Origin of the sequence: Aeromicrobium sp. 50.2.37 (assembly GCF_024655735.1) — a bacterium.
Lineage (GTDB): Bacteria > Actinomycetota > Actinomycetes > Propionibacteriales > Nocardioidaceae > Aeromicrobium.
This window is the reverse complement of sequence record NZ_JANLGG010000036.1, coordinates 19,430-29,740: the sequence shown is the minus strand read 5'-3', so window position 1 is coordinate 29,740 and position 10,311 is coordinate 19,430. Positions and strand designations below refer to the sequence as shown.

General features: G+C 71.7%; 10 protein-coding genes. 1 reads left to right on the top strand and 9 read right to left on the bottom strand.

The annotated features are described in order from the left end of the window. A partial coding sequence (locus tag NUV38_RS15625; RefSeq protein WP_257730007.1) for a hypothetical protein occupies positions 1 to 270 on the top strand: 270 nt, incomplete at its 5' end. Positions 271 to 292: 22 nt separating this feature from the next. On the opposite strand, the gene NUV38_RS15620 is transcribed toward NUV38_RS15625, so the two are convergent. The 9 genes from NUV38_RS15620 to NUV38_RS15580 form a co-directional block, all read right to left on the bottom strand. Next, positions 293 to 736: a phage holin family protein gene (locus tag NUV38_RS15620; protein WP_257730006.1), complete on the bottom strand. Its 444-nt coding sequence runs from the start codon at positions 734 to 736 to the stop codon at positions 293 to 295. Between the two features lie 300 nt (positions 737 to 1,036). Further along, positions 1,037 to 3,010: an acetate--CoA ligase gene (acs, locus tag NUV38_RS15615; protein ID WP_257730005.1), complete on the bottom strand. Its 1,974-nt coding sequence runs from the start codon at positions 3,008 to 3,010 to the stop codon at positions 1,037 to 1,039. A gap of 200 nt (positions 3,011 to 3,210) precedes the next feature. Beyond that, complete coding sequence (locus NUV38_RS15610) at positions 3,211 to 4,845, bottom strand: cation acetate symporter (RefSeq protein WP_257730004.1); 1,635 nt, start codon at positions 4,843 to 4,845, stop codon at positions 3,211 to 3,213. After that, positions 4,842 to 5,180, bottom strand: coding sequence for a DUF485 domain-containing protein (locus NUV38_RS15605; RefSeq protein ID WP_257730003.1), 339 nt, complete (start codon positions 5,178 to 5,180; stop codon positions 4,842 to 4,844). Before NUV38_RS15605 ends, NUV38_RS15610 begins: the two co-directional genes overlap by 4 nt. A gap of 239 nt (positions 5,181 to 5,419) precedes the next feature. Next, positions 5,420 to 6,919, bottom strand: coding sequence for a cation acetate symporter (locus NUV38_RS15600; protein WP_257730002.1), 1,500 nt, complete (start codon positions 6,917 to 6,919; stop codon positions 5,420 to 5,422). Then, the gene (locus NUV38_RS15595) at positions 6,916 to 7,314 is read right to left on the bottom strand and encodes a hypothetical protein (RefSeq protein ID WP_257730001.1); all 399 of its coding nucleotides are present in this window, start codon (positions 7,312 to 7,314) and stop codon (positions 6,916 to 6,918) included. Before NUV38_RS15595 ends, NUV38_RS15600 begins: the two co-directional genes overlap by 4 nt. 1 nt (position 7,315) lies before the next feature. Then, positions 7,316 to 8,080 carry a LytTR family DNA-binding domain-containing protein gene (locus NUV38_RS15590; protein ID WP_257730000.1) on the bottom strand — a complete coding sequence of 255 codons (765 nt, stop codon included), beginning with the start codon at positions 8,078 to 8,080 and terminating at the stop codon, positions 7,316 to 7,318. A 20-nt stretch (positions 8,081 to 8,100) separates the two neighbouring features. Continuing rightward, entirely contained in the window at positions 8,101 to 9,231 is a 1,131-nt protein-coding gene (locus NUV38_RS15585; protein ID WP_257729999.1) for a sensor histidine kinase, read from the bottom strand. A 465-nt stretch (positions 9,232 to 9,696) separates the two neighbouring features. After that, complete coding sequence (locus tag NUV38_RS15580) at positions 9,697 to 10,308, bottom strand: energy-coupling factor transporter transmembrane protein EcfT (protein WP_257729998.1); 612 nt, start codon at positions 10,306 to 10,308, stop codon at positions 9,697 to 9,699. Positions 10,309 to 10,311 lie beyond the last annotated feature (3 nt).

The window sequence follows — 10,311 nt, the reverse complement described above, 5'->3', positions numbered from 1 at the left end:
TTGCTGGCGGCCCGGCGTCGTTCGGTCGTCCTCGTCTGGCTCGGGGTCGGAGCGGCCGTGGCCGCGGGTGCCGACGCCGCCCTCGCGCGGCTCGTGCGCGACCGCGCGGTCTCCGACGCCGGCGCGAGCGGCCTGCAGGCCGACCTGTTCCGTGCCCTGGCCGACGTCGGCGTCACGTCGTTCGACGGGTGGCTCGTCTGGACCGCCCTGGGCGGGGCGGTGGCGGTCGTGCTCGGCGTGGTCGGCGCGCTCGTGGGGCGACGCGCGTAGCGAACGGCCCCAGCGGCCGGCTCTAGCGTCGGGTCGCGTCGGTTCCCTGGTGCTGGCCCTTGAGCGCCGCCGGGATCTGCTTGGCGGTGGCGATCGTCTTCTGGGGGGCGCGGATCTTCTTCATGAGCCGCACACCCACGAGGACCAGGACGGCGGCGAGCAGCACGTAGGCGCCGGCCACGATCAGGAAGCACCACGCGGGGTGCAGACCGGTCATCGACAGCAGGAACGCGAAGGCGATCGAGACCAGGATGATCACCAGCAGACCGATGAACCCGGCAACGGCGAAGAGCGCCGCTCCCACGCCGCCGGCCTTCGCGCTGACCACGAGCTCGCTCTTGGCCAGGGCGATCTCGGACTGGACGAGCGCGGAGATGTCACGACTGGCGTCGGCGACGAGCCGACCGATCGTCGGCTCGTCCTGCTGCTCCGGCTGGATCGGTCGCACGGGCTCGCGATGACTCATGTCTGGAGCCTACCGGCGGTCGCCGGTGTGGCGCGCGGCCACCGTGGGGCCACGACGACCAGGGAGACGGGTCAGGCGCCGAGGAGGCGCAGGAGCACGCCCGTGAGGGAGGCCCCGGCGATCACCGAGGCAGCGAACACGATGTCGATGCGGGATGAGGAGTCCATGGCTCCAGCCTCCCCGGCCCGGATGAGGAACGGCTGAACGGAACCTGACCCTCTGCTGTCGATCGCCCGACGGACGCACGACGCCCCCGCGCCAGGCGGCGTGGGGGCGTCGTGCCGGGCGTGGACCGGGAGGTCAGTCCTCCTGGTTCTTGCTGTCGCCGATGCCGGCGGAGATCAGGTCCATCACCGAGGAATCGGCCAGCGTGGTGGCGTCGCCGACCTCGCGGTTCTCGGCGACGTCGCGCAGCAGGCGGCGCATGATCTTGCCCGACCGGGTCTTGGGCAGCTCGGGCACGACCATGATCTGGCGCGGCTTGGCGATCGGGCCGATCTCCTTGGCCACGTGGTTGCGCAGCTCGGCCACGACGTCCTCCCCGCCGTCACCGGCGGACTCGCGGAGGATGACGAACGCGCACACGGCCTGGCCGGTGGTCTCGTCGGCGGCGCCGACCACGGCCGCCTCGGCGACCTTGGGGTGCGAGACGAGCGCCGACTCGATCTCGGTGGTCGAGAGCCGGTGGCCCGAGACGTTCATGACGTCGTCGACCCGGCCGAGCAGCCAGATGGCGCCGTCGTCGTCCTTCTTGGCGCCGTCGCCGGCGAAGTAGTAGCCCTGGGCCTTGAACCGCGACCAGTAGGTCTCCTCGTAGCGGTCGTCGTCGCCCCAGATGGTGCGCAGCATCGACGGCCACGGCTCGGTGATCACCAGGTACCCGCCCTCGCCGTTGCCGACGGGGTTGCCGGCGTCGTCGACGACCTCGGCGGTGATGCCCGGGAACGCCGTCATCGCCGATCCCGGCTTCGCGGCGGTGATGCCGGGCAGGGGGGTGATCATGTGGGCGCCGGTCTCGGTCTGCCACCACGTGTCGACGATCGGGGTCTCCCCGGCGCCGATGGTGTCGCGGTACCAGACGTAGGCCTCGGGGTTGATCGACTCACCGACCGTGCCGAGGATCCGCAGGCTCGAGAGGTCGTGCTCGGCGGGGATCTGCTCGCCCCACTTCATGCACGTGCGGATCGCGGTGGGGGCGGTGTAGAAGAGCGAGACCTTCTTGTCGGCGATGATCTCCCACCAACGGCCCTTGTGCGGGGTGTCGGGGGTGCCCTCGTAGAGCACCTGCGTGGCGCCGTTCGCCGTCGGTCCGTACGTGATGTAGGAGTGTCCGGTGATCCAGCCGACGTCGGCGGTGCACCAGTACACGTCGTCGCTCTTGTGGTCGAACGTCGCCCAGAACGTGTACGCCGCCTGGGTCAGGTAGCCGGCCGACGTGTGCAGGATGCCCTTGGGCTTGCCCGTGGTGCCCGAGGTGTACATGACGAACAGCGGGTGCTCGCTGTCGAACTCGGTGAAGCGGTGGTCGGTGGACGACTCGTCCACGACCTCGTGCCACCACACGTCGACGTCGCCGTTCCACGGGACGTCCTCGCCGGTCCGGCGGACGACGAGCACGTTCTCGACGGGCGAGGCGTCGCCCAGCTTCGCCAGCGCGTCGTCGACGGCGGGCTTGAGCGCGGAGGCCTTGCCGCGGCGGTAGCCGCCGTCGGCGGTGATGACCAGCTTGGCCTCGCAGTCCTCGACCCGGCTCGCGAGCGCGTCGGAGGAGAAGCCGCCGAACACGACCGTGTGCACGGCACCCACGCGGGCCGAGGCGAGCATCGCGATGACGGCCTCGGGGATCATCGGCATGTAGATGGCGATCCGGTCGCCGGCCTCGATGCCGAGCTCCTCGATGGCGTTGGCAGCCTTGGAGACCTCGTCCTTGAGCTGGGCGTAGGTCAGGTCGCGCGTGTCGCCGGGCTCGCCGACGAAGTGCAGGGCCACCTTCTCGCCGTCGCCGTTCTCGACGTGGCGGTCGACGCAGTTGTACGCCACGTTGAGCTTCCCGCCCACGAACCACGTCGCGAAGGGCGGGTTGCTCCAGTCGAGCACCTCCTCGAAGTCGGTGCCCCAGGTGAGACGGTGTGCGGCGTCGGCCCAGAAGCCGAGCCGGTCGGCCTCTGCGGTCTCGTACACGTCGGCCTTCACGTTGGCCTGCGCGGCCAGGTCGGCCGGCGGCTCGAAGACGCGGTCCTCACGGGACAGGTTGCTGATGCCGTGCTCGCTCACAAGGTTCTCCTCGATGAAGGGGGTACGTCTGCATGGTGGCTCAGGTGACAGGGTGCTTCAACTGCGGTTGCGCGGGGGTTGCCCTGCGCTGGTGCCGTCGTGCCGGTGTCGTCGTGATGGGGGTCGGGACGCCCCTGGACACGTCCCGACCCCCACCCTGGCGCGTGCGGGGGCCCGGCGCGAACCGGGCCCCCGCGACGTCACTTCTCGGCGCCCGCCCCGGTGAGGGACCGGACCTCGAGCTCGGCGAACCGCGCCTCGCTCTCGGTCTCCTTCGAGGTGACCGTGCCCAGCCAGCCCATGAAGAAGCCGAACGGGATCGAGACGATGCCGGGGTTCTGCAGCGGGAACCAGGAGAAGTCCACCGTCGTGAACAGCGCCGTCTCCGAGCCCGACACCACGGGGCTGAAGATGACCAGTCCCACCGCGGACACGAGTCCGCCGTAGATGCTCCACGTCGCCCCGCGGGTGTTGAACCGCTTCCAGAACAGGTTGTAGAGCAGGGCCGGCAGGTTCGCCGAGGCCGCGACCGCGAAGGCCAGCGCCACGAGGAAGGCGACGTTGAGCTTCTGGCCGGGGATGGCCAGGGCGATCGCGACGCCACCGATGAAGAAGGCCGCGATGCGCGCCACCTTCACCTCCTGCGCCCCCGTGACGTCACCCTTCTTGATGACATTGGCGTACAGGTCGTGCGCGACCGACGACGCCGACGTGAGCGTCAGGCCGGCGACCACCGCGAGGATCGTCGCGAAGGCGACGGCCGAGATGAGGGCCAGCAGGATCGCGCCACCGGTCGTGCCGGACCCACCCCCGACGGCTTCTGCGAGCAGCGGGGACGCCAGGTTGCCGCCGGACTCGACGATGCGGTCCTTGGCGTCGCCCGTGACGAGCGCCGCGGCACCGAAGCCGAGGACGAGCGTCAGCAGGTAGAAGGTGCCGATGATGCCGATCGCCCAGAGCACCGACACGCGGGCCTGCTTGGAGGTGGGCACCGTGTAGAAGCGCACCAGGATGTGCGGCAGGCCGGCCGTGCCGAGCACCAGCGCGATGCCGAGCGAGATGAAGTCGATCTTGCTCGTCAGGCTCACGCCGTACTTGAGGCCGGGCTCGAGGAACGCGCTGCCCTGGCCGCTGTTGTCGGCCGCCTGGCCGAGCAGGTCGGACAGGTTGAAGTTGAACTTCGCGAGCACGAGGGCGGAGATGAGGATCGTGCCGAACATCAGCAGCACGGCCTTGACGATCTGCACCCAGGTGGTGCCCTTCATGCCACCGAACACGACGTACACGATCATCAGCACGCCGACGCCGGCGATGGTGAAGTTCTTCGCCGCCGCGGAGTCGACGCCCAGCAGCAGTGCCACGAGGGCGCCCGCGCCGACCATCTGGGCCAGGAGGTAGAAGATCGACACGACGATCGTTGACGTGGCTGCGGCAGTACGGACGGGCCGCTGACGCATCCGGTAGGCGAGCTGGTCGGCCATGGTGAAGCGGCCGGAGTTGCGCAGCAGCTCGGCGATGAGCAGCAGCGCCACGAGCCAGGCGACGAGGAACCCGATGGAGTACAGGAAGCCGTCGTAGCCCGAGAGCGCGATGGCACCGGAGATGCCGAGGAACGAGGCGGCCGACATGTAGTCGCCGCCGATGGCGAAGCCGTTCTGCAGGCCGCTGAACGATCGGCCACCGGCGTAGTAGTCGGCGGCGGTCTTGGTGTTGCGGCTCGCCCAGAAGGTGATGCCGACGGTCAGCAGGACGACGAGGAGGAACAGCGTGGCCGTCAGGGCCTGGTGGCTCCCGGAGTCCGAGGAGGCGGCGGCGATCAAGGTCTGCGTGCTCACTGGCCGACCTCCTTGTCGAAGCCGACGAGCAGCTCGGCTGCGATCGGGTCCATCTCGCGGGCCGAGTACCGGGCGTACCACCAGGCGATGCCGAACGTGGTGGCGAACTGCAGCAGGCCGAACAGCAGGGCGATGTTGATGTTGCCGAACACCTTGGTGCCCATGAGGCCGGGCGCCCAGTTCGAGCACACGACGTAGAGCAGGTACCAGAGCATGAACGTCACCGTCATCGGGACGACGAACCTCAGGTACCGGCGCCGGAGCTCTGCGAACTCCGGCGTGGAATGGATGCGCTCGTAGGCCGCGTGGACCTCGGGCGTGATCTTCTCAGCCACGGGTGGCACCTCGTCTTCTGCGTGGGGTGGATGTCTGACCGGAGGGAGCCGTCGCCGGTGTGACGTGGGTCCCACGGAGCGACGCTAGGGAGGGCGTGGGTCTGTGCGCCAGGTCACAAGGGCCGTCGTGCGGTCGGTGCCACGAGGGCTGCGGTGCGCGGCGCGAGCGGTGCGACGAGCGGCGGTTCGCGCGCGACGAGCGGTGCGGTGCGCTGTGCCCGTCACCGATGGGGGTGAGGTCAGCGCTGGACGTCGATGCGCTCGGGGGTGTGCAGGCGCACCATGGTGCGGGCGACGGTGCTCGGGACGCGGTCGCGCGTGAGCAGCGAGACGCCGATCATGAGGCCGAAGCCGACGGGGACGCTCCACATGGCCGGCTGTGCGGCGAGGGTTCCCACCCAGCCGTCGGGACGGGCGGAGATGGCGACCACGGTGCCGAGCAGGGCGCTGAGGCCCCCGCCGGCCATGCCGGCCAGGGCGCCCGGCGCCGTGAGCCCGCGCCACCAGATCCCGAGCACGAGCAGGGGGCAGAACGTCGAGGCGGCCAGGGCGAAGGCGAAGGTCACCGAGCTCGCGACGGGGATCGGCTCGGCCACGAGGGCGAGACCGAGGGGCACGAGCACGCACACGGCCGCCGCGAGGCGCAGCGACGTGATGGGCGAGACCCGCCCGGCCAGCGGGCCGGCCGACGCGAGGCTCTGGCCCACGACGCCGGCGATCGCCATGGTCAGCCCCGACGAGGTGGAGAGGAACGCGGCGAACGCCCCCGCGGTCACGAGGGCCGACAGCACCTCGCCGAGACCACCGCCGAGCACCCGCCCGGGCAGCTCGAGCACGACGGTGTCCGCACGTCCCGAGGTCACCAGGTCCGACGCGTACACCCGGCCGAGGACCCCGTAGACGGTCGGCAGCAGGTAGAAGCCACCGATCAGCGCCAGCACGATGAGCGTCGTGCGACGCGCCGCGTGCCCGTCGGGGTTCGTGTAGAAGCGGACCACCACGTGCGGCAGGCCCATCGTGCCGAGGAACGTCGCGATCATCACCGAGTAGGTCGTGTAGAGGCCTTGGGCGTCGGTGGTGCTCCACGGCTCGAACCAGGCCTCGGGCGCGACCGGGGACGGGGCGCCGTCGAGGGCCCACGCGCGGAGCAGGAAGACGGCGGGGACCAGGAGCGCCGTCAGCTTGAGCCAGTACTGGAAGGCCTGCACGAAGGTGATGCTCCGCATGCCGCCGGCCACGACGTTGACCACGACGATCGTCGCGACCAGGGCCATCCCCAGCCAGCCGGGTGCGCCGCTGACGGTCCGCAGCGTCAGTCCGGCGCCCTGGAACTGTGGCATCAGGTACAGCCAGCCCACGCCGACCACGAGGAGGGTGGCGGCCCGACGCACCGCCACCGACTGCAGTCGGACCTGGGCGAAGTCCGGGATCGTGTACGCACCGGAGCGGCGCAGCGGTGCGGCGACGAGCACGAGCAGCAGCAGGTACCCCGCGGTCCAGCCGATCGGGTACCAGAGCACGTCGGGCCCCGAGGCGAGCACGAGCCCGGCGACCCCGAGGAACGAGGCGGCCGACAGGTACTCACCCCCGATCGCGGAGCTGTTGAGGGCCGGCGACACCGAGCGCGACGCCACGTAGAAGTCGCTTGTGGTGCGGCTCACCCGCAGGCCGAAGGCCCCGATGCCGAGCGTGGCGATCGACACCAGTGCCACGGCGGCGACGGCGTAGGACGTGTTCACCGGTGCTCGGCCGCCTCGACGAGGGTGGCGAAGTCGGCCTCCGCCCGCTCGGCGCGCCGCACGTACACCCAGCCGACGAGCAGCAGCGCGGGGTAGACGAGCACGCCGAGGACGATCCACGGCAGCGGCACCGGTCCCAGCTGGGTGCGAGCGAGTCCCGGCAGGAGCGTGAAGGCGAGCGGCAGCGACCCGACGCCCACGGCCAGCAGCGTGACGACGGCCAGTGCCGAGCGCAGCTGGGTGCGCACGAGCGAGCGGATGTACACCTCGCCGACTCCGGTCTCCTCGTCGATCTCCTCCCGGGCGCTGCGGCGCACGTGGGCCGGGGCCGCCGCGAGGGGGCTCGTGACCCGCACCCGGCCCGACGAGGGGGGCTGCTCGGGCGTCGCGTCCACGTCAGCGGCTCCGGTCGTGGATCCGGTCGCGCAGGAGCGGGGTGTGACGGCGCGAGACCTGCAGCTCGGTGAGCTCGTCGCCGCGGGGCACGACCACGCTGCAGCGGCCGGCCTGCATGCGGACCTCGCGGACGTGGGCGAGGTTCACGGCGATGCTGCGGTGGATGCGCACGAAGCCGGCGTGGGACCAGTCCTCCACGAGACCGGTGAGGGGGGTGCGCAGCAGGTGGCCGTGGCCGTCGGCGGTGTGCAGGCGCACGTAGTCGCCCTGCGCCTCGACGTGGGTGATGGTCGAGCGCCGCACGAAGCGGGTGACGCCGCCGAGCTCGACGGGGATCGTCTCGTCGGTCTCGGGCACGGCCTCGCCGACGTCGACCGCGCGCCGGATGCTCTCGCGCAGACGCTCCTCGCGGATGGGCTTGAGCAGGTAGTCCACCGCGCCGAGCTCGAAGGCGTCGACCGCGTGGTTGTCGTGCGCCGTGACGAACACGATCCGCGGTGGCGTGCGGAACTGCCCGACGATGCGGGCCACGTCGATGCCGGACAGGCCGGGCATCGCGACGTCGAGGAACGCGAGGTCGATCCGGTCGGCCTCGAGCTTGCGCAGGGCCTCGGCCCCGGAGTGGGCCGTCTCGACGACGCCGACTCTGTCGTCGCGCCCGAGCAGGTAGACGAGCTCGTCGAGCACGGGCTGCTCGTCGTCGACGACGAGCGCGCGCAGGCCCGGGGCGGGCTCGGCGTGGCGCGTGCCGGCGACGTCGTCCATCCGGGGAGTGTAGAGCGACATCACGTCCGCGCGTCGGGCGAGAACTTCGGGATCCGCAGCGAGACCTTCGTGCCGAGGCCGGGGGCGGTCTCGACGACGATCCCGTGGTCGTTGCCGTAGACGGCGCGCAGGCGCTGGTCGACGTTGGCCAGCCCGATCGACCCGCCGCTCGCCCGACCGGCGAGGGCCTCGCGCACCACCTCGGGGTCGCTGCCCACGCCGTCGTCCTCGATCTCGATGAGGCAGGCGGTGCCGACGTCGCGCGCGACGACGGTGATGTGGCCGGGGCCGTCCTTCGGCTCGATCCCGTGGCGCACCGCGTTCTCCACGAGGGGCTGCACCGCCAGGAACGGCAGGGCGACGTTGAGCACCTCCGGCGCCACGCTCGACGTCACGCGCAGGCGGTCCCCGAAGCGGGCGTTCTCCAGCGCCAGGTAGCGCTCGATCGACAGCAGCTCGTCGGCCAGCGTCGTGAAGTCGCCGTGGCGGCGGAAGGAGTAACGCGTGAAGTCCGCGAACTCCAGGAGCAGGCCGCGTGCCCGCTCGGGGTCGGTCCGCACGAAGGAGGCGATCGCGCCGAGCGAGTTGTAGATGAAGTGCGGCGAGATCTGGGCCCGCAGGGCGCGCAGCTCGGCCTCCATGAGTGCGGTCCGGGACGCGGCCAGCTCGCTCAGCTCGAGCTGGCTGGACATCCAGCGGGCCACCTCGGTGGTGGCTCGGACGATGCCGGCGGCGGGGTGGCTCGTGAGCACGACGAGGGTGCCGACGACCAGCTCGTCGACCACGAGCGGCGCGACCACCGCGCGGTCGGAGGCCTGGGTGCGACCCTCGGCCAGGACCGCCTCCACGAGAGGCGCGGCCAGGGCGTGGTCGCCCTCGCCGGAGGAGGCGAGCACGCCGGTGCCGTCCGTCAGTGCGGCGGGTGCTCCGCCCAGCAGGGCCCGGACGTGGGGCAGGGCGCCGGCGGCGCCGTCGGCGTCCAGCCCGGCCCGCAGGGCCGGAGCAGCCAGCGAGGCGGTGTGCAGGGTGGCGTAGGTCGCGAGGTCGTCGGGCCCGCCGAGGGCGGCGTCCGGGCGGCGGGACCGGACCCAGACGAGCCCCACGAGCGTCGTCACGACCACGCCGACGACGGCACCGAGCAGCGCATCCATCCCAGGACCGTAACGCCTGGGTCGCGCAGTGGCGGCCGGTCGCGGTCGGGGCTGCGTCGCTGTGGCGGGGCTGTGTTGCTGCGGCTGGGTCTCGGCGTCGGGGTGCGCTGGTGCGGGTGGGTCCCGTGGCGGCCTCCGAAAGGCCTCGACGGAGCGGGAGCGTCGGGCTCAGCCGAGCTCCCCGGCTCCCGCTCCGCGTTTCGAAGGGTTTTCGACGATTCTGCGCGCTTGGATCGTCGATAACCCTTCACGACGCGCGGATCGGACAGTTCCGGGGCATGCAGCCCCCTCCGACCGCCCCGGAAGTGTCCGAAACGGGCGCCGCGGCCCGGGAGCCCCGCCAATGCGCCGACCTCGAGCCCAGCCAAGCTCTCCGGCCCCGCCCCGTGTTTCGAAGGGTTGTCGACGATTCGGGGCACGGGAATCGTCGATATCCCTTCACAACGCAGGGTTTGGGCGGCGCCGTCAGTCGCCGAGGCCGCGCGCGGCGAGGGCGTCGCCGACGTCGTGGGCGTGGGCGACCGTGCGCACGGCGAACGGTGCGAGGGTGGCGCGTGGGCTGCGCTCGAGGCCCCGCGCCTTGGCGGCCTCACGGGTCTCGTCGAAGAGCGTCATGACGGTGGGGATGGACGAGATCGCGAGCGAGAAGGCGAGCGCGACGCGTTCGGGGTCGACCCGGAGGGGACGCAGCACGCCCGCGATGCGCACGATCGCGTCGAGCAGGTCGTCGGTGGCGGTCGTCGCGGTGAAGGTCGTGGCGAGCACGACGAGGGTCAGGGTCGTCGCCACGATCTCCACGGCCACCGGCCAGCCCCGCTGCCACGTCTGGAAGGCCGCCAGGACGGCCAGCACCACGAGGAGCGGCCGGACCCCCAGGGCCAGCGAGCGCCACGGGACCCCGGCGTGCACGGCCACGCCGGTCGCGAGGCCGAGCGCGACGACCGGCGGCCAGGGCCCGGGCAGGGCCACCACCAGCACGCCGACGACCACGACCCCGAGCAGCTTGCGACCGGTCGGGATCCGGTGCCAGATCGAGTCACCGGGCACGTGCAGCCCGAGGGGGAGGGCCCGCCTCATCGG